The organism is Bradyrhizobium sp. 191, assembly GCF_023100985.1.
GTDB lineage: Bacteria > Pseudomonadota > Alphaproteobacteria > Rhizobiales > Xanthobacteraceae > Bradyrhizobium > Bradyrhizobium diversitatis.
In genome coordinates this window covers 987278-1013724 of sequence record NZ_CP064692.1, presented here as the reverse complement: position 1 = coordinate 1013724, position 26447 = coordinate 987278, and the positions used below count along the sequence as shown (strand labels likewise).

Annotated in this window: 27 protein-coding genes; 19 read left to right on the top strand and 8 right to left on the bottom strand. The window is 64.4% G+C overall.

The genetic code is table 11. The features are described 5' to 3' along the window. Positions 1–96 precede the first annotated feature (96 nt). Entirely contained in the window at positions 97–1002 is a 906-nt protein-coding gene (locus IVB23_RS04885; protein WP_061877712.1) for a DUF2189 domain-containing protein, read from the top strand. Positions 1003–1054: 52 nt separating this feature from the next. Here the strand turns inward: IVB23_RS04885 and IVB23_RS04880 are convergent, their stop codons facing one another. Next, the gene (locus IVB23_RS04880; protein WP_247802671.1) at positions 1055–2245 is read right to left on the bottom strand and encodes a DUF2865 domain-containing protein; all 1191 of its coding nucleotides are present in this window, start codon (positions 2243–2245) and stop codon (positions 1055–1057) included. 142 nt (positions 2246–2387) lie between these two features. After that, positions 2388–2693: a hypothetical protein gene (locus IVB23_RS04875; RefSeq protein ID WP_247802670.1), complete on the bottom strand. Its 306-nt coding sequence runs from the start codon at positions 2691–2693 to the stop codon at positions 2388–2390. A gap of 290 nt (positions 2694–2983) precedes the next feature. Between IVB23_RS04875 and cysS the strand changes: the two genes are divergently transcribed. From cysS to IVB23_RS04855, 4 genes are all read left to right on the top strand, one after another. Continuing rightward, positions 2984–4432, top strand: coding sequence for a cysteine--tRNA ligase (cysS, locus tag IVB23_RS04870; RefSeq protein WP_247802669.1), 1449 nt, complete (start codon positions 2984–2986; stop codon positions 4430–4432). Between the two features lie 115 nt (positions 4433–4547). Continuing rightward, positions 4548–5039, top strand: a complete 492-nt coding sequence (locus IVB23_RS04865) for a GNAT family N-acetyltransferase (RefSeq protein WP_061877748.1) — start codon at positions 4548–4550, stop codon at positions 5037–5039. A gap of 178 nt (positions 5040–5217) precedes the next feature. Next, positions 5218–6825 carry a citramalate synthase gene (gene cimA, locus IVB23_RS04860; protein ID WP_247802667.1) on the top strand — a complete coding sequence of 536 codons (1608 nt, stop codon included), beginning with the start codon at positions 5218–5220 and terminating at the stop codon, positions 6823–6825. 100 nt (positions 6826–6925) lie between these two features. Continuing rightward, positions 6926–7303, top strand: a complete 378-nt coding sequence (locus IVB23_RS04855) for a VOC family protein (RefSeq protein ID WP_247802666.1) — start codon at positions 6926–6928, stop codon at positions 7301–7303. 8 nt (positions 7304–7311) lie between these two features. Here IVB23_RS04855 and IVB23_RS04850 read toward each other — a convergent pair whose 3' ends face one another. Beyond that, complete coding sequence (locus tag IVB23_RS04850) at positions 7312–7917, bottom strand: TIGR00730 family Rossman fold protein (protein ID WP_247802663.1); 606 nt, start codon at positions 7915–7917, stop codon at positions 7312–7314. A 201-nt stretch (positions 7918–8118) separates the two neighbouring features. Between IVB23_RS04850 and IVB23_RS04845 the strand changes: the two genes are divergently transcribed. The 4 genes from IVB23_RS04845 (at position 8119) to IVB23_RS04830 (ending at position 12661) form a co-directional block, all read left to right on the top strand. Further along, positions 8119–10077 (top strand): ABC transporter ATP-binding protein/permease, encoded by a 1959-nt coding sequence (locus IVB23_RS04845; protein WP_247802661.1) that lies wholly within the window; start codon positions 8119–8121, stop codon positions 10075–10077. Between the two features lie 78 nt (positions 10078–10155). Beyond that, positions 10156–10854: a phosphatidylserine decarboxylase gene (locus IVB23_RS04840; RefSeq protein ID WP_061877704.1), complete on the top strand. Its 699-nt coding sequence runs from the start codon at positions 10156–10158 to the stop codon at positions 10852–10854. A gap of 79 nt (positions 10855–10933) precedes the next feature. Then, positions 10934–11818: a phosphatidylcholine/phosphatidylserine synthase gene (locus IVB23_RS04835; RefSeq protein WP_247802660.1), complete on the top strand. Its 885-nt coding sequence runs from the start codon at positions 10934–10936 to the stop codon at positions 11816–11818. A 123-nt stretch (positions 11819–11941) separates the two neighbouring features. Further along, on the top strand, positions 11942–12661 hold the full coding sequence (locus tag IVB23_RS04830; protein WP_247802659.1) for an RraA family protein: 720 nt from the start codon (positions 11942–11944) through the stop codon (positions 12659–12661). A gap of 16 nt (positions 12662–12677) precedes the next feature. Here the strand turns inward: IVB23_RS04830 and IVB23_RS04825 are convergent, their stop codons facing one another. Continuing rightward, complete coding sequence (locus tag IVB23_RS04825; RefSeq protein WP_028179974.1) at positions 12678–12968, bottom strand: hypothetical protein; 291 nt, start codon at positions 12966–12968, stop codon at positions 12678–12680. Between IVB23_RS04825 and IVB23_RS04820 the strand changes: the two genes are divergently transcribed. The 10 genes from IVB23_RS04820 to IVB23_RS04775 all read left to right on the top strand — a co-directional run bounded on the left by IVB23_RS04820 (position 12967) and on the right by IVB23_RS04775 (position 22525). Beyond that, a complete protein-coding gene (locus IVB23_RS04820; protein WP_247802658.1) occupies positions 12967–13164 on the top strand; it encodes a hypothetical protein in 198 nt (65 codons plus the stop codon). The genes IVB23_RS04825 and IVB23_RS04820 overlap by 2 nt on opposite strands. A gap of 106 nt (positions 13165–13270) precedes the next feature. After that, positions 13271–14044, top strand: a complete 774-nt coding sequence (locus IVB23_RS04815) for a MotA/TolQ/ExbB proton channel family protein (RefSeq protein WP_061877700.1) — start codon at positions 13271–13273, stop codon at positions 14042–14044. A 23-nt stretch (positions 14045–14067) separates the two neighbouring features. Next, positions 14068–14898 (top strand): flagellar motor protein MotB, encoded by an 831-nt coding sequence (locus IVB23_RS04810; protein WP_061877699.1) that lies wholly within the window; start codon positions 14068–14070, stop codon positions 14896–14898. 174 nt (positions 14899–15072) lie between these two features. After that, a complete protein-coding gene (locus tag IVB23_RS04805; protein WP_061877698.1) occupies positions 15073–16974 on the top strand; it encodes a potassium transporter Kup in 1902 nt (633 codons plus the stop codon). Between the two features lie 140 nt (positions 16975–17114). Next, positions 17115–19043 (top strand): potassium transporter Kup, encoded by a 1929-nt coding sequence (locus IVB23_RS04800; protein WP_247802656.1) that lies wholly within the window; start codon positions 17115–17117, stop codon positions 19041–19043. Positions 19044–19200: 157 nt separating this feature from the next. Further along, positions 19201–19527: a rhodanese-like domain-containing protein gene (locus IVB23_RS04795; protein ID WP_061877747.1), complete on the top strand. Its 327-nt coding sequence runs from the start codon at positions 19201–19203 to the stop codon at positions 19525–19527. Between the two features lie 21 nt (positions 19528–19548). Continuing rightward, the gene (locus IVB23_RS04790) at positions 19549–20727 is read left to right on the top strand and encodes an aminotransferase (protein ID WP_247804762.1); all 1179 of its coding nucleotides are present in this window, start codon (positions 19549–19551) and stop codon (positions 20725–20727) included. A 2-nt stretch (positions 20728–20729) separates the two neighbouring features. Further along, positions 20730–21857 carry a polyamine ABC transporter substrate-binding protein gene (locus IVB23_RS04785; protein ID WP_247802654.1) on the top strand — a complete coding sequence of 376 codons (1128 nt, stop codon included), beginning with the start codon at positions 20730–20732 and terminating at the stop codon, positions 21855–21857. Between the two features lie 79 nt (positions 21858–21936). After that, the gene (locus IVB23_RS04780; protein WP_197965861.1) at positions 21937–22167 is read left to right on the top strand and encodes a DUF433 domain-containing protein; all 231 of its coding nucleotides are present in this window, start codon (positions 21937–21939) and stop codon (positions 22165–22167) included. A gap of 1 nt (position 22168) precedes the next feature. After that, the gene (locus IVB23_RS04775) at positions 22169–22525 is read left to right on the top strand and encodes a DUF5615 family PIN-like protein (protein WP_247802653.1); all 357 of its coding nucleotides are present in this window, start codon (positions 22169–22171) and stop codon (positions 22523–22525) included. A 7-nt stretch (positions 22526–22532) separates the two neighbouring features. Here the strand turns inward: IVB23_RS04775 and IVB23_RS04770 are convergent, their stop codons facing one another. From IVB23_RS04770 to IVB23_RS04755, 4 genes are read right to left on the bottom strand one after another with little or no spacing between them, the layout of a single operon-like run. After that, entirely contained in the window at positions 22533–23465 is a 933-nt protein-coding gene (locus IVB23_RS04770) for a lipid A biosynthesis lauroyl acyltransferase (protein WP_197965863.1), read from the bottom strand. Between the two features lie 8 nt (positions 23466–23473). Continuing rightward, positions 23474–24751, bottom strand: a complete 1278-nt coding sequence (locus tag IVB23_RS04765) for a beta-ketoacyl-ACP synthase (protein ID WP_197965864.1) — start codon at positions 24749–24751, stop codon at positions 23474–23476. A gap of 21 nt (positions 24752–24772) precedes the next feature. Next, positions 24773–25978: a beta-ketoacyl-ACP synthase gene (locus IVB23_RS04760; RefSeq protein WP_247802651.1), complete on the bottom strand. Its 1206-nt coding sequence runs from the start codon at positions 25976–25978 to the stop codon at positions 24773–24775. Beyond that, complete coding sequence (locus IVB23_RS04755; RefSeq protein ID WP_061877689.1) at positions 25975–26445, bottom strand: 3-hydroxyacyl-ACP dehydratase FabZ family protein; 471 nt, start codon at positions 26443–26445, stop codon at positions 25975–25977. Before IVB23_RS04755 ends, IVB23_RS04760 begins: the two co-directional genes overlap by 4 nt. Positions 26446–26447 lie beyond the last annotated feature (2 nt).

The following is a 26447-nucleotide window of genomic DNA, read 5'->3' as shown; positions in this document are numbered from 1 at the left end:
TCGACCCATCGCGTTTCCTGCTCGTCAGGCGGACACGCGTGGCTGAAGAGCGCGTGTTGTCGAAAACCGCGATTTTCAGCACGGGAGGGTCCGCTCATGGCCACTCTGTACTCCCACGACATCAGGCGGCACGTATTCGGCGAAGCGGCCTCCTATCCCATTCGCAAGATCAGATTGTCCGACCTGACCGAGGTCCTGCGCCTGGGTTGGGAGGATTTCCAGGCGATGCCGAGTCACGCGATCGTCGTGTGCCTGATCTATCCCGTTCTCGGTCTCGTCCTGTTCAGGATGGTTCTCGGCTATTCGGTGCTGCCGCTACTGTTTCCGCTGGCCGCCGGCTTTGCCTTGATCGGTCCTTTTGCCGCGATCGGTCTCTACGAACTTAGCCGTCGTCGCGAGCGCGGCGAGGAGGTCGAAGCATGGGATGCGATCAAGGTGCTGCGCGCACCGTCGTTCGGCGCCATGGTAGAACTCGGCGTGCTCCTGCTGGTCCTGTTCGGGGCCTGGATCGGTGTCGCGAACGCGATCTATGTCGCGATCTTCGGTCACGCTGCGGCCGCAAGCATTCCCGACTTCGCAACGCGCGTGCTGACGACGCCGGAAGGCTGGTCGCTCATCATCGTCGGTTGCGGTGTCGGCTTCCTGTTTGCGGTTGTGGCATTGTGCGTCAGCGTCGTGTCATTTCCGTTGATGCTCGACCGCCATGCGACTGCGATCGACGCGATCCGCACGTCGCTCCGAGCGGTGGCGGCGAATCCGGTCGCGATGGCCGGATGGGGCCTCATCGTGGCGGCGTTGCTCGTCATCGGCTCGCTGCCGCTCTTCGTCGGTCTCGCCGTCGTTCTGCCAGTGCTCGGTCATGCCACCTGGCACCTCTATCGGCGGGTGGTCGAGCCCAATCCGAACCCACCGGACGCACCGCCGCCGGCCCCGAAGGGAAGGCGCTACGCAGCAGACTTTCCGGCCAATCTCTTCCCGTGGAGCCGCGAGGGCGAGCCGTAACGGCGGAGCGGCCGCGCTGCGACGCCTGCGCGGCGCATGAGAGAGTGACGGCCTACTTCTGCTGCTGCGGCAGGAAGGTCGGGCCGACCGAGCGGATCGGCCTGTTCTCTGAACTCGACGCAGGCGCGCCGGTATCCGCGGGCGGCGCCGCAGCCGGCGCATTCGCCGTCGTCGGCGCGGGAGCTGTGCCCTTCTTCGCGTTCGCAGGCGTGCCCTTGTTGAGCCGCTGCTGCTGCATCTTCCTGGCGCTCTCCTCGGTGACGATGATGTCGCCCTGCTGCTCGGCGGCGGCCTTGTCGTCGGCCGATTTCAGCGCATCCGCCCAGGTCTGGCCCGCCGCCTTGCAGGAGCAGGACGGGTTGAACTCGCTGCGGAATTTGAAGGCGGTCGGCAGCGCGGTGTAGGGCTGGCCGCCGATGGAGACCGCCGAGTTCATGTCTTCACCGGGATTGCGATGGGTGTAGAGCACGGCTTCGGCAGCCGGGCACAGCGCCTTGCAGGTCTTCTCGTCGTCGGGGAAGCGCGCCGGCACCGTCGCAAACGAGATCGGGAAATAGGCGCCGTCGCAGGTGCGCACGCACACGGTGCGGTAGGTGCCGGATTGCGGCCCGAGATCGGAGGGCGGCACGGCTTGCGGATTGTTCGGGTTGTTGCCTCCGCCGAACAGATTGGTCAGGAAGTTGCCGCCGCCTTGTGACTGCGCGGCATTGGCATATTGCGGGCCGCAATTGTTCTGCGCCAGCGCCATCAGCACCGAGCGGCGCTGGTTGTCGCGCTCCGGGCTGGAGCCGCCGGGACCGCCGCGCAGCCGCTCGAGATTGACGGTGATCTGGTCCAGATTGGCGCGCATCTGCTGGATCTGGGTGTTGACCGGGCCGCATTGCGCCGACTGGCCGTTGAACAGCGAGAAGAAGCCGGAGGAATCGCAGCCCATGCGCTTGGCCTGCATGGTGACGCGGTCGAGCTCGGCCTGCTGCTTGGCCTGGGAGTCCTGATAGCGGCGGATCTGCTCTTCGCGCGCCGGGTCACCGCCGCCGCCACGATCGAGCGCGGCGAGCTGGCCTTCCAGGCGCACGCACATCGGGTTCGGTCCGAGCCCGTTCTGGCCGGGCTGAGGCGGCGGCCCGGGCGGTCCGGCCTGCGCGAAAGCGCCGGTGGCGAGCACGACCGCGCTCAGGAGCACGGTGCAGGCAAGGGAGAAGCGGGCACGGGGCAGCGACAACAATTCAGGCATATCCGCCATTCTAGCGAGGTCACGGCCCAATATGACGTTCCAAGTGACTTTCGGGGCCGAAGCGCGCCCTCCAATAGCCGCTTCCCGCGGCATCGTCACGTCGTTTCAAGGGCCAATGATTGAGCCTAAGGTCCGCCAGCTCCGACCGAATTCAGCGCTGGCAGGTGATTGCGACATATTCGTCGCAACGGCCATGAGAGCAGTTTGCGCCGGTTTTGGGGACAGAGCCGGTAATTTCGTCGGGATCGACCCGGCGATAGCTCGATGCCTTTGCAAAATCTCGTGACTGGCAATAGGTGCGCGCGAGGGAGGTGCCGCAGGTCTCGCCCTTGGCCAGGCACTGGCCGCTGCCATAGCCATCCGCCTGATTGGCGATGATGAAGACGCGGGTCTCGGCGAACGCGCTGGACGCCGCAAGGATCGAGGCGCTGAAAATGAGCGCGAGTAAAGATCGCATGAAAATACCGGGGCAAAAAAAGAAGGAACCGCCGGTTCCAGAATGGCCTCAAATGGTTAGGGGATCGTGAACCATCAAGGCGAGCCGCGCCCTTTGCGGAGATAAAACGGCGTTTTCGCGGTTCTCTTGACGTGGGGCCGCCTCATAGCCCATATATCGCCCCATGAACGGTCTCCTCGCCATCTGCGCCATTTGCCGCGAGATTACGAGCTAGCGATTCGCTGGCTGGAGCCGTCTTTTCTCAAACACATTGAGAGCCTTGGACGCCCGGCCGAGAGGGATGGGGTGTCATGGAATTGCGTCTTTACGATACGCTGAGCCGGGAAAAGCGCACCTTTGTGCCGCTCGATGCGGACAACGTCCGCATGTATGTCTGCGGACCGACCGTCTATGACTTCGCCCATATCGGCAACGCGCGGCCGGTGATCGTGTTCGACGTACTGTTTCGGCTGCTCCGCCACCTCTACGGCGAAGCGCATGTCAAATATGTCCGCAACATCACCGACGTCGACGACAAGATCAACGACCGTGCCGCGCGGGATTTCCCCGGCCTGCCGCTGAACGAGGCGATCCGCAAGGTCACCGAGCAGACCGGCAAGCAGTTTCACGCCGATGTCGATGCGCTGGGTTGCTTGCGGCCGACCGTCGAGCCGCGTGCGACCGAGCATATCGGCGAGATGCGCGAGATCATCGAGCGGCTGGTCGCCGGTGGCTTTGCCTACGTCGCCGAGGACCATGTGCTGTTTTCGCCGCAGGCGATGAACGCCGCCAACTCGGTGCTGCCGCGTTACGGCGCGCTGTCCAACCGCTCGCTGGACGAGATGATCGCCGGCGCCCGCGTCGATGTCGCGCCTTACAAGAAGGACAACACCGACTTCGTGTTGTGGAAACCGTCCAAGCCCGGCGAGCCCTCATGGCCGTCGCCGGCCGGCATTGCCGCGCAGGGACGGCCGGGCTGGCATATCGAGTGCTCGGCCATGGCCTGGAAGCATCTCGGCGAGCATTTCGACATTCATGGCGGTGGCATCGATCTCGTGTTTCCGCACCACGAGAACGAGGTGGCGCAGACCTGCTGCGCCTTCCACCGCGAGCGCATGGCGAACACCTGGATGCACAACGGCTTCCTGCAGGTCGAGGGTGAGAAGATGTCGAAGAGCCTCGGCAACTTCATCACCATCCATGAGCTGCTAGATACTACCAGATTTGGCAATAACAAATGGCATGGCTATGTCCTTCGGCTTGCAATGCTGATGACGCACTATCGGCAGCCGATTGACTGGACGGTCAATCGGCTGGTCGATGCTCGACGCATTTTGAAAGACTGGATAGATGTTGCGATGGGCTATGATGATGGCGACCCTAGTCTTCCATATCAGCTAATCGAAGCACTTGCAGATGATTTGAACTCTGCTGGCGCAATCGCGGTCCTACATACCCTTCATCGTGAAGCGCGAGATAACCCCATAGCTGCGCGTCACCTAAACGTCGCTCTTCGATTTTTGGGTATTTGGAATGGCGAGAGCACTGATGAAATCTACAGCTACGGATTCGATGTAGGCGGAGGGCCGAGCGAGGCGGATATTCTTCCTCTCATAGAGGCGCGAGCGGCTGCTCGCGTGCGAAAGGATTTCAAGGAGTCTGACCGCATTCGCGATGAACTCTTTGCCATGGGTGTTGTGCTGAAGGACGGCAAGGACAGCGAAGGAAAGCCGATTACCGCCTGGGAGATCGCGCGATGAAGCGGCCCGACACGCCTTTCCCGCGGCACTGGCTCTATTACATCGCGCTGAAGATCGCGCTGCTCGCCGGCGCCGTGGCGCTGGTGCTCAAGCTCTATGGGATGTGGTGAAGACGATGGGACAGAGTTTGCCAAAGCCCGCCCTGCGGCCCTTCCTGCCTGACGACGTGCCGGTGCTCGCCGCAATCTTCGCTGCCAGCATCGAGGAATTGACCGGCGACGACTATAGCGAGGCGCAGCAGGAAGCCTGGATGGAGGCGGCCGAAGACGAAGAGTTCGGCAAGCGGCTTGCAGCCGACCTGACGCTGATCGCGACGCTCGAGGGCTCGCCGGTCGGCTTCGCCTCGCTGCGCGGCAACGATCACATTCGCATGCTCTATGTCCATCCGGCGGTGGCCGGGCAGGGCATCGCGACCATGTTGATCGACGCGCTGGAGAAGCTCGCAGGCAGCCGCGGCGCCAAGAGCCTCTCGGTCGATGCCAGCGACAACGCGCAGGGCTTCTTTGCCAAGCGCGGCTACACCGCCCAGCAGCGCAACAGCGTCACCATCAACGACGAATGGCTCGCCAACACCACCATGAAGAAGACGCTCGGAGCGGTGCAATGAGCACGGAGCTTGTTCACCAAGCGCGAGCCTCTCTCCACTCCCTCCCCCCTTGTGGGGGAGGGTTGGGGAGGGGGGTAGCCTCGCGCTCAGACCGCCCGTGTGGCACCCCCCTCCCGGCGTCACTGCGTGACACCGACCTCCCCCACAAGGGGAGAGGTAACAAGAACGGACGCTCGCGATGAATTCGGTCAAGAAAGAGCGCCTCTATCTGTTCGACACCACGCTGCGCGACGGCGCGCAGACCAACGGCGTCGACTTCACTCTGGCCGACAAGCAGGTCATCGCGGCGATGCTCGACGATCTCGGCATTGATTATGTCGAGGGCGGCTATCCCGGCGCCAATCCGCTCGACAGCGAATTCTTCGCGACCAGGCCGAAGCTCAATCATGCGCGGTTCACCGCGTTCGGCATGACGCGCCGAGCCGGGCGGTCGGCCTCGAACGATCCGGGCGTCGCCGGGCTGCTGGAGGCAAAGGCGGACGCGATCTGTTTCGTGGCAAAATCCTCGGCCTATCAGGTGCGCGTCGCGCTGGAGACGACGAAGGAGGAGAACCTCGCCTCGATCCGCGACAGCGTCGCTGCCGCGAAGGCCGCTGGCCGTGAGGTGATGCTCGACTGCGAACACTTCTTCGACGGCTACAAGGAAGACCCGAGCTTCGCGCTGGCCTGCGCCAAGGCGGCCTATGAGGCCGGCGCGCGCTGGGTGGTGCTGTGCGACACCAACGGCGGCACCATGCCGAACGAAATCGAAACCATCGTCACCGAGGTGACGAAGCACATTCCCGGCGATCATGTCGGCATCCACGCCCATAACGACACCGAGCAGGCGGTGGCCAATTCGCTGGCCGCGGTGCGCGCCGGCGCGCGGCAGATCCAGGGCACGCTGAACGGTCTCGGCGAGCGCTGCGGCAATGCCAATCTCTGCTCGCTGATCCCGACGCTGAAATTAAAGAAGGAGTTTTCCGACGCCTTCGAGATCGGCGTCACCGCGGAGAAGCTCGCCACGCTCGTCAAGGTCTCGCGCACGCTCGACGACATGCTCAACCGCGTGCCGAACCGGCATGCTCCTTACGTCGGCGAGAGCGCCTTCGTCACCAAGACCGGCATCCATGCCTCCGCCGTGCTGAAGGATCCGCAGACCTACGAGCATGTGTTGCCGGAGCTGGTCGGCAACCACCGCAAGGTGCTGGTGTCCGATCAGGCCGGCCGCTCCAATGTCATCGCCGAGCTCGACCGCGCCGGCATCCCTTACGAGAAGAGCGATCCAAAGCTGACGCGCCTCGTCGAGGAGTTGAAGGCGCGCGAGGCGGCGGGCTACGCCTACGAGTCCGCCAATGCTTCGTTCGAGCTTCTGGCGCGCCGCACGCTCGGCAAGGTGCCGCATTATTTCGAGGTCGAGCAGTTCGACGTCAATGTCGAGCAGCGCTACAACGCGCTGGGGGAACGCGTCACGGTGGCGCTCGCGGTGGTCAAGGTCGACGTCGCCGGCGAGCACCTGATCTCGGCGGCGGAGGGCAACGGTCCCGTCAATGCGCTCGACGTCGCCCTGCGCAAGGACCTCGGCAAGTACCAGAAGTACATCGAGGGCCTGACGCTGATCGACTATCGGGTCCGTATCCTCAACGGCGGCACTGGCGCGGTCACGCGCGTCCTGATCGAGAGCGAGGACGAGAACGGCGACCGCTGGACCACGGTCGGCGTCTCCCCGAACATCATCGACGCCTCGTTTCAGGCGTTGATGGATTCGGTGATCTACAAGCTCGTGAAATCGGGTGCGCCGGCGTAGCTAGAAGGAGTCATTCCGGGGCGGTCCGCAGGACCGAACCCGGAATCTCGAGATTCCGGGTTCACGCTTCGCATGCCCCGGAATGACTGAGGGAGGCCACATGATCGACCACGTCTCCGTCGGCGTCAGCGATCTCGATCGCGCCGCCAAATTCTACGAAGCCGCGCTCGCATCGCTCGGCCTCATGCGCCTCGTCACGCGGCCGCGGACGGTCGGGTTCGGCAAGGCCTATCCGGAGTTCTGGATCAACTTGCGCGAGGCGATGCCGCACGTAGCTCCGGAGAGCGGCGTGCACATCTGCCTGCGGGCGAGAACCACGGCCGAGGTCGATGCGTTTCACGCAGCTGCGCTGTCCGCTGGCGGTGGCTCCGACGGCGCGCCCGACATCCGACCGCACGACCGCGTGCGCTATTACGCAGCCTTCGTCACCGATCCCGATGGCAACCGGATCGAGGCGGTGATGTTTCCGCAGGAATAGAATGCGGCCTACAGGCGCCGGGCCACATCGGGCGCGAGATCGCGCTGGTCGTCGGGAATCTGCGCCGCCGCGGCGCGCAGCCGTGGGATGATCTCCTCGACCTTGTCCGCCTTCAGGATATCGACAGTGAGGCCCGCGCGGATGAACTCGGTCTGCCGCATGTGGGCCACCAGGGAGAACAGCGGCTCCCAGAAACCATCGACATTGGCGAGCAGCACGGGCTTGGCGTGGCGGCCGAGCTGCTGCCAGGTCAGCTGCTCCACCAGCTCCTCCAGCGTGCCGAGCCCGCCGGGCAGGGCCACGAAGGCGTCGGAGCGCTCGAACATCAGCCGCTTGCGCTCGTGCATGTCGGGCGTGACGACCATCTCCTGCACGCGCGTCAGCGCATTCTCGCGCATCCGGAGGAAGTCGGGAATGATGCCGGTGACCATGCCGCCGTGATCCAGCACGGAGGTTGCTACCGCCCCCATCAGGCCGAGCGAGCCGCCGCCATAAACGAGGTGGATCTTGCTTTCCGCCAGCGCTCTGCCGAGCGCCTTCGCCGCTTCAATGAAGTTGGGATTTGTTCCAGGGCCGGAGCCGCAATAGACACAGACGGTTTTGATCGTGCTCATTGGTGCCATGATGCATTGCAGCGAACAGGCGTCAAGCCCAATCGGTGATTCGATACTCCCGGAAATCTACCGGTAAATGACGATAAACAATCAAAGATTCGCCATCTGGCGGGGTGCGCGGGCATCGGGAAGGCTCTATATGACGGACGAAAATCGTTAATCGCAGTTTCGCCCGCATCCGGTGGGCTTTCAGGTTTCTTGATGGACCAACCTCAATCGCTCGACGGCGCCGACGTTCCTGATCCTCCCGGCGGAGGACCACTGGAGCGGGCCACGCTGATGGGCACGCTGGCGCATCTGTGGCCCTATATCTGGCCGGGCGATCGCGCAGATCTGAAGATGCGGGTGGTCTGGTCGCTGGTGCTGCTGCTCGCCGCCAAGCTGATCACGCTGGCCGTGCCGTTCAGCTTCAAATGGGCGACGGATGCGCTGACCGGCGCCAATACCGCGCCGGTGCAGGCCGACAACTGGCATCTCTGGGTGATCGCCTCGCCGCTGTTGCTCACGGCGAGCTACGGCGTGATGCGCATCCTGATGGCGGTGCTGACGCAATGGCGCGACGGTATCTTCGCCCGCGTCGCCATGCACGCGGTGCGCAAGCTTGCGACCCTCACCTTCATTCACATGCACGAGCTGTCGCTGCGCTTTCACCTCGAGCGCAAGACCGGTGGCCTGACGCGCGTGCTCGAGCGCGGCCGCGAGGGCATCGAGGTCATCGTGCGCATGGTGATCCTGCAGCTGATCCCGACAATCGTCGAGGTCTCGCTGCTGATGGCGGTGCTGCTCTGGCAGTTCGACTGGCGTTACGTGGTCGCGACCCTGATCACGGTCACGCTCTACATGTACTACACCTACATCGCGACCGAGTGGCGGATCGGCATCCGTCGCAAGATGAACGATTCCGACACCGAGGCGAACACCAAGGCGATCGACTCGCTGCTCAACTACGAGACCGTCAAATATTTCAGCGCCGAAGCGCGCGAGGCGCAGCGCTACGACAAATCGGTGGAGCGCTACGAGGAGGCGAGCGTCCGCACCTATACGTCGCTCGCGGTGCTCAACACCGGCCAGGCCGTGATCTTCACGCTGGGCCTGACCGCGACCATGCTGATGTGCGCGATCGGCGTGCGCAACGGCACCAACACCGTCGGCGATTTCGTGCTGGTCAACGCCATGATGATCCAGCTCTACCAGCCCCTGAACTTCATGGGCATGGTCTATCGCGAGATCAAGCAGGCGATCATCGACATCGAGAAGATGTTCAATGTGCTGGGCCGCGAGGCCGAGATCAAGGATGCGCCTGGCGCGAAGCCGCTGGTCATCTCCGCCGGCATCGTGCGCTTCGAGGACGTGCGCTTTGCCTATGAGCCGTCGCGCCCGATCCTGAAGGGCATCAGCTTCGAGGTGCCGGCCGGCAAGACCGTCGCCATCGTCGGCCCGTCGGGAGCAGGCAAGTCGACCATCTCGCGGCTGCTGTTCCGCCTGTATGACGTCTCCGGCGGCAAGATCCTGATCGACGGCCAGGACATCCGCGACGTCACGCAGGCGAGCTTGCGTGCATCGATCGGCATGGTGCCGCAGGACACCGTGCTGTTCAACGACACCATCCGCTACAACATCCGCTACGGCCGCTGGGATGCGAGCGATACCGAGGTCGAGGAGGCGGCGCGGCTGGCGCAGATCGACCACTTCATCCGCTTGGCGCCGAAGGGGTACGACACCCAGGTCGGCGAGCGCGGCCTGAAGCTGTCGGGCGGCGAGAAGCAGCGCGTCGCGATCGCGCGTACGATTCTCAAGGCGCCGCCGATCCTGGTGCTGGACGAGGCAACCTCGGCGCTCGACACCCACACCGAGCACGAGATCCAGGGTGCGCTCGATCGCGTGGCGAAGAACCGTACCTCGCTGGTGATCGCGCACCGGCTTTCGACCATCGTCGGGGCCGACGAGATCATCGTGCTGGACAAGGGTCGCATCGCCGAGCGCGGCACCCACGCCAAACTGCTCGCGCAGGGCGGCCTCTATGCCAGCATGTGGAACAGGCAGCGCGAGGCCGAGGCGGCACGCGAGAAACTGGCCAAGATGGCCGATACCGGCGCGGCGCCCAACCGGGAGCCGCCGCCGGTCAATGACATCCTGACGACGCCTGCGGCGGTCGACTGACCTTGTCTCCGGTCCCAACTCTGGCCTAAACAAGCGCGCGCGACGACCCGTGCCATTAACCCCGAGCGGCAGATAGCGATGTCCATTCTCGATTCGATCCAGCGCCAGATCCCGCCGATCCACAAGGAGGGCTATCCCTTCATCGGCGGCTTCGCGCTGGCAAGCCTGGTCCTGTTCTGGCTGTGGTCGCCGCTGGGGTGGATCGGCACGATCCTGACCGTCTGGTGCGCGCTGTTCTTCCGCGACCCCGTCCGCGTGACACCCGTGCGTGACGGGCTGGTTGTGTCGCCCGCCGACGGCCGCGTCTCGATGATCACCATGGCGCTGCCTCCGGCCGAACTCGGGCTCGGCGACCGGCCGCTGCCGCGCATCTCGGTGTTCATGAGTGTGTTCAACTGCCACGTGAACCGCGCGCCCGTGGCGGGCAGGGTGGATCGCATCGCCTATCGGCCCGGCCTCTTCATCAATGCCGAGCTCGACAAGGCGAGCGAGGACAATGAACGCAACTCGCTGGTCATCACGACGCCGACGGCGCGGATCGGCGTGGTCCAGATCGCCGGCCTCGTCGCCAAGCGCATCGTCTGCTTCGTCAAGGAAGGGCAGGCGATCGGTGCCGGCGAGCGCTTCGGCCTGATCCGCTTCGGCTCCCGCCTCGACGTCTATTTGCCCGTGGGCACCAAGGCGCTGGTCTCCGAAGGGCAGACCGCGATCGCCGGAGAGACGATCCTGGCCGACCTTGCCGGCGACGACCCGAGCCGCGCCTACCGCGCCAATTGACCAATAGTCGTGCTTGTGGGCCTTCCGCCGCGATGGCGGAGGGGGGCGCGGCTTGCTATATCTCGCCTCGAGGTGAGCAATGACGCCCTATGACTTGAGAGATCCCGATGTGCGCCGCCGGCGGTTTCGACCGATCCCCGTGCGGATGCTGGTGCCCAACGTCATCACGCTGCTGGCGATCTGCGCCGGCCTCACCTCGATCCGGCTATCGATCGAGGGGCGGATGACGCTCGCCGTCTACGCCATCGTGTTCGCGGCCGCGCTCGACGGCATCGACGGCCGCATCGCGCGCATGATCAAGGGCCAGTCCAAGTTCGGCGCCGAGCTCGACAGCCTCGCCGATTTCGTCAATTTCGGGGTGGCGCCCGGCCTGATGCTGTACTTCTGGCAGCTGCACGAGCTCGGCAATGCCGGCTGGATCGCCGCCATGGTATTCGCGATCTCCGGCGGCCTGCGGCTGGCGCGCTTCAACGCCACCATGGATGATCCGAACAAGCCCGCCTTCGCGGCCAACTTCTTCACCGGCGTGCCGGCGCCCGCCGGCGCCATCACGGTGCTGCTGCCGATCTACGTCGCGTTCCTCGAGCTCGGCCGGATCCCTGCGGCGGTGACGGCCGCCTATACGCTTCTGATCGCGTTTCTGATGGTGTCGCGCCTGCCGGTGTTCTCCGGCAAGACCAAGCGCATGCGTGTGCCGCCGGAACTGGTGCTGCCGGCGTTCGTCGCCGTGATCGTCTTCATCGCGCTCTTGATCGCCTATCCCTGGCACGTGCTGTCGATCGGCACGGTGCTCTATCTGCTCTGCCTGCCGCTCGGTTACAAATCCTATCGCGACCAGGCGCGCGCGATGGCAGCCACTGCGCCTGCGGTTGGTGAGGTTACGTCGCCGCCCTCGGCGCCCACGCTGGCGAATTTGTCAGAGCCGCCGCCGCAGGATGACGACCGGCCCGGACGTCTGCACTGAGCGCTCCTCGCGGATATCTGCCATGAGGCCTGCCCGAGTTGGGTCGAGGCCCGATCTCGGCTATATCGCCCTTGAGCCGGCGGCATCGCGCCATCAACCGCCGCCAATCTGGGAGAAAACGCCGTGACCAATTCCGCGACCGGGCCGCTGCCCGCTTCCGTCCTCGAGGCGCTGGGCCGCTACGACACGCCGACGATTTGCAATGCCATGGAGATCGTGGCGCCCGAGCGGCGGCTGATCGGCTACACGACCAAGCAACTGGTCTGCCCGTTTCCCGACCTGCCTCCGATCGTCGGCTATGCCCGCACGGTCGCGATCCGCTCGGTGCTGAAATCATCGCTCCCGGCCGAGGAACAGTCCAGGCGCCGCATCGATTATTACGAATATGTCGGCACCGGCCATGGCCCGCGCATCTCGGTGATCCAGGACATCGACGGCCCCGATGTCGGCTACGGCGCATTCTGGGGCGAGGTGCAGAGCAACGTGCACAAGGCGCTCGGCTGCCTTGGCGTCATCACCGACGGCTCGATCCGCGATATCCCGCAATGGGCCCCGGGCTTCCAGGCGCTGGCCGGCTCGGTCGGCCCGTCGCACGCCTGGGTGCATGCGGAAAGCTTTGGCGGCGAAGTGCGCGTCGCCGGCATGACCGTGAAGTCCGACGATCTCATCCATGCCGACCGGCACGGCGCCATCGTGATCCCGCTCGACGTCGCCGCAAAGCTGCCGGAAGCCGCCGAACTGTGCGGCCGCCGCGAGACGCCGATCCTGGAGATCGCCCGCAGCCCCGACTTCTCGCTGGAGAAGCTGAAGGCCGCGCTGAAGCGCTCGGCGGAGATTCACTAGACGGTAATCGAATGACCTACGGCCGCGATGGCCGTGGGTCGCCTTGTTCCGTCAGAAACAGGACCGCCTGATCCGGCTCGCCGAACACTGCGGCGGCGCATCCGATCAGGGTGAAGCCGCCGGCAAGGTCCCATAGCGTGATACCCTCCGCATTGTCCGGGAGGTGAATCAAGCGCGCCGCCATCACCGCGAAGGCGGCCTCGGCAAAGAGCACGAGGCTGAAAGCCGGCAGGACGAGTTCCGGCTCCAGCAGGTGGAGCGCCAGCACCGCGGGCAGCGCGGTGAGAAGACCGAACAACGTCAACATGGCGATGGCTCCCGCGATCGAGCATGCCGCGCCAGTATCAGACACCAATCGATCCCTGGTCACGATGTGGCGGAGGGCCGCAGCCGACGTGACGGCGTGGCGCGCCCCGCCAATGGTTAGCGAAGTGTTGAAGTTCCTGTCGCCGGACGTCAATCGCAGCGGGCGCTACGGCATGCAGCACACTGTCCAGACTTAACCTTTACGCGACTTTAAGGGCGGGCCTCTAGGGTTTCCGATGTGGTTCGGGTCGGGCCGCACCAGCGGCCAGGACGGCCGTTGTCGCGTACGCGTTGGAGTCGATAATGGATATCGCAACACTTGTCGGCCTGGCCGCGGGCGCCACTGTTGTGTCGACGCTGATCTTGATGGGCGGCAGCTTCGGGATGTTTTACGACATCCACGCCGTGATCGTCATCTTCGGCGGTTCGTTCGCCGCAACGATGATCCGCTTTCCATTGTCCGCGATGATCCATGGCGTGCCGCTCGGCGCGAAGTTTGCTTTCACCCTGAGCCGCCTTTCGGCTCACGACCTCGTCGACGAACTCGCCCGCATCGCGGAAATCGCTCGCAAGCAGGGGCCGGTCGGGCTGGAAAAGGTCGAGACCGACGAGCCGTTCCTCGCCAAGGGCATCCGCTATGTCGCCGACGGCTACGACCTCGATTTCATTCGCGACAATCTGGAGCGCGACCGCGACAATTTCCTGATGCACCTCGACGAAGGCAGCAAGATCTACCGCGCCGTCGGCGACTGCGCCCCGGCGTTCGGCATGATCGGCACGCTGCTCGGCATGGTGCAGATGTTCTCCAACATGTCGGATCCGTCCAAGCTCGGTCCGTTCATGGCCACCGCACTGCTGGCGACGCTGTATGGCGCGGTTGTCGCCAACCTGATCTGTTTGCCGATCGCCGACAAGCTGCATGGCAAGCTGCTCGACGAAGAAACGAACCGCACCTTGATCATCGACGGCATCCTGATGATCCGCGATTCCAAGAGCCCGACGCTCGTGCGCGAAATGCTGCTGGCCTATCTGCCAGAGAAGCATCGTCACACCGAGGGAGAGCCGGTGCCGGCGTAAGGCCGCGCGCCGGGATTTGAGAGATGGCCAAGAAGAAGCGCGGCAATGCTCACGGCGGCGGTCACGGCTGGTTCGTGACCTTCGCCGACCTGATGGCGTTGCTGCTGGCATTTTTCGTGATGCTAGTTGCGTTCTCCACGCAGGACGCCAACAAGCTGAAGATCGTCGCGGGCTCGATGCGCGAGGCGTTCGGCGTTCAGAGCGAAGCGCGCTACTCCGGCATCGTCGAATCCGACGGCCTGCCGACCCGTCCGCGACTGAAAAATGTCGACCATATCCAGCCCGAGGACGCCTCCAACACGCCGACGCCGGACCAGGAAGACCGCGACAAGACGTCGGGCGCGAAGATCAAGGTCGACCGCAATTTCGCGCTGGCCGCGGCCTCGCTGCGCCAGGCGTTGCAGGACATGCCGGAATTGACCGAGATGTCCAAGCACATCATGTTCGAGGAGACCAAGCAGGGCCTCAACCTGGAGATCGTCGACCAGGACGGCCGCTCGATGTTCGCCGACGGCTCCAAGGTGCCCTATGACCGTACCCGCCGCCTGGTCGAGAAGCTTGCGATTCCGCTCAAGGCCACGCCGCTGCGCGTTTCCATCGCCGGCCACACCGCGGCAGGATTTGTACCGACCCGCAGCGACTATGGCGCCTTCGATCTGTCGGCCGACCGCGCCAACGCCGTGCGCCAGATCCTCGAGCGCGAAGGCCTGCCGCCGTCGCATATCTTCGCCGTCTCGGGCAAGGCGGATACCCAGCCGCTATTTCCGGACGATCCCTCGCTCGCGGCCAACCGTCGGGTGACCATCACCCTGATGCGCGAGGATCCGCCGCTGCCGCCGAATCTGAAACCGTAACCCCCCTTGCGCTACCATTCTACCTGAGGCATGTCGTCGCGCTGGCGATGAACGTTGCCACGGCGTCACAGCTTCTGTCGCGGCGCCTGCTATGGTGCCGGGCCGATTGACAGGCGCGACGGAAGCGTCAATAGGCGCCGGATCGAATTCAGGGACGAAGCGTTTCTCACCCCCATGACGGCGAGCATCACATCGACCGAGACCCAGGACGGGCAGCCGGTCACATCAGGCTTTTGGGCCCTTACGCTCGGGAGCATCGGCGTCGTCTTCGGGGATATCGGCACCTCGCCGCTTTACGCATTCCACGAGGCCGTCAAGGGCGCGGCCCACGGCGAGCCGGTCTCGCGGGTCATCGTGCTGGGCGTGCTCTCGCTGATCCTGTGGGCGCTGCTGATCGTCGTCACCGCCAAATACGTCCTGCTGCTTTTGCGCGCCGACAACAACGGGGAGGGCGGCACGCTATCGCTGATGGCCCTCGGCCAGCGCGCGCTCGGGCGGCGAAGCTGGGTCCTGCTCGCGCTCGGTGTGGTCGGCGCCTCCATGTTCATCGGCGATTCCATGATCACGCCGGCGATCTCGGTCCTCTCGGCGGTCCAGGGCCTCAAGCTCGCGACCCCCGCGCTCGAGCACTATGTCGTGCCGCTCACCGTCCTCATTCTGGTGCTGCTGTTCGCTGTCCAGAGCAAGGGAACCGCATTGGTCGCCTCGGCCTTCGGGCCGGTGATGGTGGTCTGGTTCACCGTCATCGCCGTGATGGGGGCTGTCCACATCGCTGACGATCCGTCGGTGCTGGCTGCGATCAATCCCTATTACGCGGTTCAGTTCGTGCTGTCGCACGGCGTGATCGGCCTCGTGACGCTGGGCGCCGTGTTCCTAGCCGTGACGGGCGGAGAGGCGCTCTATGCCGATCTCGGCCATTTCGGCCGCAAGCCGATCCAGTCGGCCTGGATGTTCTTCGTGCTGCCCGCGCTGCTGATCAACTATTTCGGGCAGGGTGCGCTGGTGCTGTCCGATCCCAGCGCGATCGAACACTCCTTCTATCGCATGGTGCCCGAGAGCCTGGTGCTGCCGCTGGTCGGACTTGCGACTGCCGCAACCGTGATTGCGAGCCAGGCGGTGATTACCGGCGCCTATTCGCTGGTCTACCAGGCCGTACAACTCGGGCTGCTGCCGCGTTTCGAGGTGCGTTACACCTCCGAATCGCACGCGGGCCAGATCTATCTGCCGCGCGTGAACCGCCTGCTGCTGATCGGCGTCATGCTGCTGGTGCTTTTGTTCCACACCCCCAGCAATCTGGCCTCGGCCTACGGCATTGCGGTCTCCACCACCATGGTCGCTGACGGCATCATGGGCTTCGTCGTGATCTGGAAGTTGTGGAACTGGCGCGCGGCGACGGCCGCGGCCGTGATCGTCCCCTTCGTCATCGTCGATTTGAGCTTCTTCAGCGCCAACCTCCTCAAGCTGCTCGAAGGCGCCTGGGTGCCGCTGCTGTTCGGCGTCGTCATGGCAGGGACGATCTGGACCTGGCGCAAGGGCTCCGCAATTCTGATCCAGAAGACGCGACGGATCGAGGTGCCGCTGGACGACCTGATCCGCAGCCTGGAGAAGCGGCCGCCGCATATCGTCAAGGGCACGGCGGTGTTCCTCACCAGCGATCCCGCCTTCGTACCGACCGCGCTGCTGCACAATCTCAAGCACAACAAGGTGCTGCACGAGCACAACGTGATCCTGACCATCGAGACCGCGCATACGCCGCGGGTCGATCTGTCGGAGCGGTTCAGGATGGAGAAGATCAGCGACAAGTTCTCCAAGGTCCGTCTGCGCTTCGGCTATATGGAGCAGCCGAACGTGCCGAAGGCGCTCGCCATCGCGCGCAAACAGGGCTGGCAGTTCGACATCATGTCGACGTCGTTCTTCGTGTCGCGGAGATCGCTGAAGGCCTCGGCGCAATCGGGCATGCCGCTGTGGCAGGACCATTTGTTCATCGCGCTCAGCCGGTCCGCCAATGACGCCACCGACTATTTCCAGATTCCCACCGGGCGGGTGGTTGAAGTCGGAACCCAAGTCACCATCTAACCGCAAATATGCGAGCCATGCAGATTTGCATGACTAGGGCCCGAAAACGGGCTAGGCTATGCCGACAGCGCAGGACTATAAGCCGCGCGCTCCTCCGCCGTTGTGCAGTGAAGCATTTTTAGAGGCCACTGGGCTCTCCCATGACAAACGACGCAGCGATTACCGCCCCGGAAACGGCGGCGGTCAATGGGCATGGTGAGGCCCACACCACCGCCGGTTTCGGTGCGCTGACGCTCGGCAGCATCGGCGTCGTCTATGGCGATATCGGCACCAGCCCGCTCTACGCGTTCCGCGAGGCGGTGACGGCGGCTTCCGGGCACGACGGCCTGCCGACGGCTGCGGCCGTGCTCGGCGTGCTCTCCCTGATCCTGTGGGCGCTCATCATCGTGGTGACGCTCAAATATGTCGTGATCCTGCTCCGCGCCGACAACAACGGCGAGGGCGGCACGCTGGCGCTGATGGCGCTGGCCCAGCGTGCGGTGGGCGCCGGCAGCACGACCATCGTGCTGCTAGGCATCATTTCCGGAGCCTTGTTCTACGGCGACGCCGTGATCACGCCGGCGCTCTCGGTGCTGTCGGCGATCGAGGGCATGAAGGACGTCACCCTGAAGTTCGAGCCTTACATCGTTCCGCTGACCGTGGTGATCCTGGTCGCTCTGTTCGCCGTGCAATCCCGCGGCACCGCCCGCGTTGCCGCCTTCTTCGGTCCGATCATGTGCGTCTGGTTCGCAGTCCTCGCTGCGGCGGCGATTCATCCGATCATCGAGCAGCCGCAGGTGCTATACGCGCTGAACCCGCTCTATGCCGTGTCCTTTATGCTCCACCACGGCCTGATCGGCTTCGTGACGCTGGGCGCGGTGTTCCTGGCCGTCACCGGCGCCGAGGCGCTCTATGCCGACCTCGGCCATTTCGGCAAGCGGCCGATTCAGACCGCCTGGCTGTCCATCGTGCTGCCGTCGCTGGCGCTGAACTATCTGGGGCAGGGGGCGCTGGTGCTCGCCGATCCCGGCGCGATCGTCAGCCCGTTCTTCCAGCTCTTTCCTCAAGGTTTTGTCCGCGGCTGCATGGTCGTGCTCGCGACCATGGCGACCGTGATCGCAAGCCAAGCGGTCATCACCGGCGCCTATTCGCTGACGCGGCAGGCGATCCAACTTGGCCTGCTGCCGCGCTTTGAAATTCGCCATACGTCGGAAGCCCATTCCGGCCAGATCTTCATCCCACGCATCAACCAGTTGCTGCTGGTCGCGGTGGTGCTGCTGGTGCTCATGTTCCGCTCCTCCAGTGCCCTGGCCTCGGCCTACGGCATCTCGGTCACCGGCACCATGGTGGTCACGGCCATGATGGGCTTTGTCGTGATCTGGAAGGTCTGGCGGTGGTCGCCATTCGCCGCCGCTGCTCTCATTGCGCCATTCCTGTTCCTCGACCTGACCTTCCTCTCCGCCAACCTGCTCAAGGTCGTCGAGGGCGGCTGGGTGCCGCTGGCGCTCGGCGCGCTCATGATCATCCTGATGTACACGTGGCGGCGCGGCAGCCGGCTCTTGTTCGAGAAGTCGCGCAAGCTCGAGTTCCCGCTCGCCGAGCTCGTCGCCATGCTGGAGAAGCGGCCGCCCCAGCGCGTGCCGGGAACCGCGGTATTCCTCACCTCGGACCCAATCAGCGCGCCGACCGCGCTGATGCATAGCCTGAAGCACTACAAGGTGCTGCACGAGAAGAACGTCATTCTCACCATCGAGACCGCGCAGACCCCGCGCATCGATCCGTCCGAGCGGGTCAGGCTGGAGCAGATCTCACCGACCTTCTCCAAGGTGACGCTGAAGTTCGGCTTCATGGAATCGCCCAACGTGCCGAAGGCGCTGGCGATCGCCCGCAAGCTGGGCTGGCAGTTCGACATCATGTCGACCTCGTTCTTCCTGTCGCGCCGGGCGTTGAAGCCCGCCGTCCATTCCGGCATGCCGCGGTGGCAGGACCGGCTGTTCATCTCGCTCAGCCGCTCCGCCAACGACGCCACCGACTATTTCCAGATCCCGTCCGGCCGCGTGGTCGAGGTTGGCACGCAGGTGACCATCTAGGGCGGGGATTCGAAGCGGATCTTCAAGCCGCTGCGATTTAGCTTTAACTTGCGCCGTGCGGCTCAAGCCTTTGTAGCGCTTGATTTTCGTCTCCCGAGAGGCGAGGTTGCCGCCGGCCGGGTCGCCCCGGCATGCGCCTGCGACGTTGGAGGATGATGTGGCGAATCAAGTACAGGATCTGACCCCGGACGAGGTTTCCAAGGGCATCGCGGAAGGGCGCTATCTGCTCGTCGACGTTCGCGAACCGAACGAGGTTCAAGCCGAGGCTTACCCTTACGGCGTCGTGGTTCCGCTCTCGACCTTCGATCCCAAGGCGATTCCCGATCCCGCCGGCAAGGAGGTCGTGTTCGCCTGCCGCTCGGGAAAACGCTCCGTGACGGCCTCGCTGGCGGCGCAGGCGGCGGGCCTTCCTTACGACAAGCATCTGGCCGGCGGCATGCTGGGCTGGAAGGCGGCGGGGCTCCCCAGCAAGGTCGGTGGCTGATCGGCCCCAATGTCTAACAAGATGTCCAAAAGCTCGTCCCTGAACAAGGTCTTTGCCGACCTTCCCGTCACCATCTTCGAGGCGATGTCGCAGGCGGCCCGCGACAACAATGCCATCAATCTCGGGCAGGGCTTTCCCGACGATCCCGGCCCCGAGGACATCCGCCGCGCCGCGGCCGAGGCCTCGCTGAACGGCTACAACCAGTACCCGTCGATGATGGGCCTGCCGGAGCTGCGCCAGGCAATCGCGACCCATTATGGCCACTGGCACGGCCTCACGCTCGATCCGATGAGCGAAGTGATGGTGACCTCCGGCGGCACCGAGGCGCTGACCTCGGCGATCCTGGCGGTGGTCCAGCCCGGCGACGAGGTGGTCTGCTTCCAGCCGGTCTACGATTCCTATTTGCCCATCATCCGCCAGGCGGGCGGCATTCCGCGCCTGGTCCGTCTCGAGCCGCCGCACTGGCGGCTGAATGAGGACATGCTGAAAAGCGTCTTCAATTCAAAGACCAAGGCGGTGCTGTTCAACAATCCCTTGAATCCTAGCGCGGTGGTCTATCCGCGCGAGGACCTCGAGCTGCTCGCGCGCTACTGCCAGGAGTTCGACGTCATCGCGATCTGCGACGAGGTCTGGGAGCACGTCACCTTCGACGAGCACAAGCACATCCCGCTCATCACCATCCCCGGCATGCGCGAGCGCACCATCAAGGTCGGCTCGGCCGGCAAGATCTTCTCGCTGACGGGCTGGAAGATCGGCTTCGTCTGCGCCGCACCGCCCTTGCTGCGCGTCGCCGCCAAGGTGCACCAGTTCCTGACCTTCACCACCGCGCCGAACCTGCAGGCCGCCGTCGCCTACGGCCTCGGCAAGTCCGACGACTATTTCCTGTCGATGCGCAAGGATCTGACGCGGAGCAGGGACCGCCTGACCAGGGGGCTGGAGAGCCTCGGCTTCCCTGTGCTGAAGTCACAAGGCACCTACTTCCTCACCGTCGACCTGTCACCGCTCGGGCTGAACGAGAGTGACACGGAATTCTGCTGGCGCATCGTGAAAGACTACAAGGTGGCGGCGATCCCGGTCTCGGCCTTCTACGAGCAGGACCCCGTAACCTCGGTGGTGCGCTTCTGCTTCGCCAAGAAGGACCAGACCCTCGACACCGCGCTGGAGCGGCTGTCGGACGCGGTGCGCGGGCGCAAGAGGTAGCGATGTCGAACGTCGGCCGCTCGAGGCTTTGCTTTTCCTGGCTTTGCCTTGGTTTTGCATTCGCCGCAGCGCTGACGTTGCTCATCGTCCCGGCAAGGGCCGAGGAGCGTGTCGTCAACTTCTACAACTGGTCCAACTACATGGCGCCGGGTGTCCTGGAGGCCTTCACCAGGGAGACCGGCATCAAGGTGGTCTACGACACCTTCGATGCCAACGAGACGCTGGAGACGCGCCTGATGGCCGGCAAGTCCGGCTATGACGTCGTGGTCCCCACCGCCTATTTCCTGCAGCGACAGATCAAGGCCAACATCTTCCAGAAACTCGACAAGTCGAGGCTGCCGAACCTTAGCAATGCCTGGCCGGTGGTGACGCAGCGTCTCGGCATCTACGATCCAGGCAACGTCTACGCCGCCAACTACATGTGGGGCACGACGGGCATCGGCTACAACATCGCCAAGGTGAAGCAGATCCTCGGGGCTGACGCGAAGATCGACAGCTGGGACATCGTCTTCAAGCCGGAGAACCTGGCAAAGTTCAAAGATTGCGGCGTGCACATGCTCGACTCCGCCGACGACATCTTTCCGGCGGCGCTGAACTATCTCGGGCTCGATCCGAACTCGACCAAGCAGGCCGACCTCGAGAAGGCCGCCGAGGCCGTCGCGAAGGTTCGCCCGTCGGTGCGCAAGTTCCACTCGTCCGAATATCTCAGCGCGCTCGCGACCGGCGAGATCTGCTTCGTGGTCGGCTGGTCCGGCGACATCATGCAGGCCCGCGCCCGCGCGGCCGAAGCCAAGAATGGCATCGAGATCGGCTATGCCATTCCGAAGGAGGGTGCGCAGATGTTCTTCGACAATCTCGCGATCCCCGCGGATGCCAAGAACGTCAAGGAAGCCTACGAGCTGATCAACTACCTCTATCGCCCCGACGTTGCCGCCAAGAACTCGGACTTCCTGTCCTACGCGAGCGGCAATCTCGCCAGCCAGAAGCTGGTCGATCCAAAAATCCTGGGCGACAAGAACATCTATCCGGACGAGGCGACGCTCGCAAAGCTGTTCGTCATCACGGCGCGCGAGCCGGCGACACAGCGGATCATCAACCGGCTCTGGACCAGGGTGAAGACGGGACGGTAAAGGCAGTTAGGTTCCAAATTCGCTGTCCCGCGCGAATTGGTGTACTATCTGCCTCAGCTGACAGACTAGGCCTTGAGCAATGACAGATCACCCTCGCATTTCGCTCGCACCTGATGTCCTCGCCGGCAAGCCCGTGATTCGCGGGACCCGCATTGCGGTCGAGTTCATCATCGGATTGATGGCAGACGGTTGGAGCGAAGCCGATATTTTGGCGAACTATCCGGGCATTTCCCGCGAGGACATTCTCGCGTGCTTGGCCTACGCACGCGACTCACTGAGCGTCGAACGGGTTCACCCGACCGCGGCTTGAGATGCGTTTTCTCGCGGACGAGAATTTTCCCGGCTCCGCCGTCGATGTACTTCGTGCATCAGGTCGCGACGTCATCTGGATCCGAGCTTCGGCTCCTGGTAGCAGCGATCGAGAAGTGTTGGCGCGAACGTCGCACGAACAACGGATCCTGCTCACCTTTGATAAGGACTTTGGGGAGTTGGCCAAAGCGTCATCGCTGCCGACCGCATGCGGTATCGTATTGTTACGCATTCCTCCGCCGGCACCCGGGCGGATTGGCAAAGTGCTCGCCGACCTGATCTTGGCCCGTGACGATTGGGCGGGCCATTTTTCTGTGATCGAGCCTGGCCGAGTCCGAATGCGGCCGCTGAGCAAATAGCGCCAGCCTACCGCCACCTTCGGTGCAGCCACAGCCACTGCTCCGGATGCTCGCGCACCCAGCCTTCCACCACGCTCGTGATCGCCTGCGTGGTACCCTGGATGTCGATCTTGCCATCGGCATCGCGCACCGGCTTGACCTCTTCGGTCAGCTCGCCGCGGAAGCGGCCGTCGGGCAGGCGGATGATGCGGACGCCATGGATCGGGCATTCGATCTGGCGCAAGAGCCGCGCCAGCATCGGGTTGGCGCGAGTCTTGCGGCCGAAGAAGGTGACTTCGACGCCGCCGGTCAGATACTGGTCGATCAGCATCGCGACGTGCTTGCCATCCTTCAGCGCCTGCGCGAGCCGCAGCGGCGCGTCGCGGCCGGCCGGGATCAGCGTGCCCATGTTGACCTGGCGCATCTCCTGGATGATGCGGTCGGCCGAGGCGATGTTCGGGCGGCGATAGAGAATCGCGGTATCCAGGCCATGCGCGACCGCGGCGAGCGCCGGCAATTCCCAGTTCGCAAGGTGAGCGGCGAAGATCAGCGCCGGCTTGCCATCGTCGCGGATCTGGTCGAACAGCTCGATGCTGCGCGGGGAAATCTCCATTCGACTCTTCTCCGGGCCATCGCGATCGTAGTCCCAGACGTGGTCGATATGGGCGAACTCGGCGCCGACGCGGCCGAGATTGTCCCAGACGCCCATCAGGATCCGGTCGATCTCCTCCGGCGATTTCTCCGGAAAGGCGGCGGTGAGGTTGGCGCGGCCGATGCGGTGCTCGCGCAGGCGCGGGCCGATCAGCTTGACGGCGCGCGCGAAGAAGTCCGAGGTCTTGGCCGGATCGAAATAGCGCGTGGTGCGCAGCATCGCGACCGTCGCCGCGCCGATCAGGCTTCCGCCGAGCGATTTGGCAGCCTCCCGCGCGCGGGCCTTCGTGCTCGCAGGAAGCAGCGCCATGCGTCCGGTCAGAACGGTTCGCGGGTCAGGATCAGCGAGGCGTTCTGACCGCCGAAGCCGAACGAATTCGACATCACCGCGGTCACGCGGGCGTCGCGCGCCTTGTTGCCGACGACGTTGAACAGGATTGCGGGATCAGGAATGTCGTAGTTGATGGTCGGCGGAATGCGCTGATGCTCGAGCGTCAGCAGCGAGAAGATCGCCTCCACCCCGCCGGCGGCCGAGATGGTGTGGCCGACCATCGACTTGTTGGAGGTGACCGGAATCTTCTGCGCGAGCTCGCCGAACACCGCCGATGTCGTGTTGAACTCCATCTTGTCGTTTTCGGGTGTCGAGGTGCCGTGCGCGTTGATGTGGTCGATCTGGTCCGGCGTCATGCCGGCATCGGCCAGCGTCTTGTTCATGCAGCCGATGATCGGCTTGCCGTCGGGCGAGGAGCGGGTGCGATGGAAGGAATCGGTGAGCTCGCCGCAGCCGGCAATCACGCCGAGGATCTTCGCGCCGCGCGCAGTCGCCGCCTCGTAGCTTTCGAGCACCAGTGCGCCGGCGCCTTCGGCCATCACAAAACCATCGCGGTTCTTGGAGAAGGGACGGGAGGCTGCTTGCGGCGGATCGTTCTGGGTCGACAGCGCCGACAGCAGCGAGAAGCGCACCAGCGCTTCCGGGTTCACGGTGCCGTCGGTCGCGACGCACAGCGCGGCATCGGTCTCGCCGCGGCGGATCGCCTCGACGCCGAGCTGGATCGAGGTCGCACCCGAGGCGCAGGCCGTGGACAGCGAGATCGGCGACCCCTTGGTGCCGAACGTCTCGGCGAGAGATGCGGCGACCGAGCCGAACATGAAGCGATGATGGTAGGCGCTGTACTTGCCGCCGCCGGAAATGCGCAGCAGATCGTCATAGTTGATGTCGAGCTGGCCGACGGCGCGCCCCAGTTCGCGACGCTGCGGCCATTCCACCTCGACCGGCGCAACGGCAAGAAAGAGGGGGCCGGGGAAATCGGCCTTGGCGCCGATGCCGGCCTGCTCCAGCGCTTCCTGCGTCGCGATCTCGGCCATCCGTTCGGACAGGGCGGTGGACGAGAACGGATCGACGCTGACGAAATCGACCGTGCCCGCCATCGTGGTCTTCAGGCCGTCGATCGGAAAACGCGTGATGGTGCGGATACCGGATTCGCCGGCGACGAGCTTCGCCCAATTATCGGCCTTGCCGGCACCGAGCGACGTCAAGATGCCCATGCCGGTGACGACGACGACGGGGCGCCCGAATTTGTCGCGTGCTGCAGTCATGTCGATCCCCGCTTGAGCTAACTAAACTGCCTCGACCAGCGCCATGCCTTCGCCGCGCCAGTGTCCAGCTCCCACCACCACAATCTGGGTGGGCGCCCCCTGCATTTCAATCTCGGTGCCGGTCGAATCGTTCGGCGGGAACAGTGCACCACGCGAGATCGACAGCGCAGCGAGCGCAATTCCGAGCGGGAATTGCGTCTCCATGGCGTGGCCGAACACCGTGCCGGTCGAGCGCACCGGAAAGTCGGCATGGCCCTTCAGGAAGCCGTGCTCTTCCGAGGTCGCGGGCTCGGCACCGGTCGCTCCGGTGATGATGGCGCCCTTACCCTCGCGCCTCGGCAGCTTGGCCCACAGCTTTTCCAGCGTCGCGGCCATGTCGCCGGGTCGCTTGCGTTTGGCGAGGTCCGCGACGACGCTCGACAATTTCGCGAACGGCTTTGCGCCGCGCGCTTGCGCATGCGTCTTCGATTCCAGCACCAGGAAGGCGCCGGCCGAGCCGAGCGCGAAGCCGGCGTGATTCTTGCGCGCCCATACGGGAGCGAACTTGTCCTTGAGGTTGAAGTCGCCGAATTCGTAGAGGACCAACAGGTCCTTGCGTTCGCCATTGTGCGAGCCGCCGACCAGCGCGATGTCACTTTCGCCCGAGGCGATGCGCGCAAGCGCAATGCGGGCGGCATCGGCGCCGGCGACCTCTTCGCCCATGAAGGTGCGCGAAGTGCCCCCCAGGCCGTGCACGATGGCGATGTTGCCGGCGAGCAGGTTGGAGAGCTGGGCCAAAAACAGCGTCGGCCTGAGATCGCTCATCAAGCGCTCGTTGAGGAAGCCGGGCGCGTTGGCGCCCTTGGCCTCGGCCGTCAGCACGCCGCTGTCGACGTTGAGATCGCGCTCTCCGCCGCCGGCGGCGACGACCATGTCGATCTTCGACAGAATGTCCTTGTTGCCCTTGATGCCGGCGGAATCGAGCGCAAGACCGGCGGCGTATGTGCCGATGCGCTGCCAGGCTTCCATCTGGCGCTGATCGCCCTTCTTCGGGATCTGGCTGTCGAAGGCAACTGGCATCAGCGGATGTACGATGTAGGGCGCGAAGCCCTTCTCGTCGACATTGATTCGCTTCTCCTGAAGCGCGGCCCAGTTGGCGTCCAGACCCTCGCCGAGCGAGGTCGCAAGGCCAATGCCGGTGATCCAGACTTCGGTCTGGCCGGGCTTCGAAGCGGGAGTGTCAGTCATGGCGATACGGCCTGTTGCGGAAAGCCGACACGCTCGGCGACTTTCGCCATGTATCCGCGCATATCCGCATTGGGGAAGGGGATCAGCGTGAAGGTGAGCGCCGAATTGGCGCGCAGCTTGCCGCCGACTCTGATCTTGGCTTCGGTCATCGCATAGCCGGAGCCTTCATGGGTGAGGCGCGCTTCGATGCTCATGAGATCGCCGGGGAAGACCGAGCCGCGGACCTTGGCCTCCTTCACGGCGGCCAGGATCGGCATACGCTCGAACCTAAATACGCCGAGCTGAAGCCAGCCCGAGGCCTGCGCCATCGATTCGATCAGGAGCACGCCGGGCATCAAGGGATAGCCCGGGAAGTGCCCCTCGAAGATGGTGCTCTCCTTCGGGACCTGCGCTTCGACGACGATCGTCTTCTCGTCGACCTTGAGGTCGACGATGCGGTCGATCATGTGGAAGTATTCGAGTTGCATGA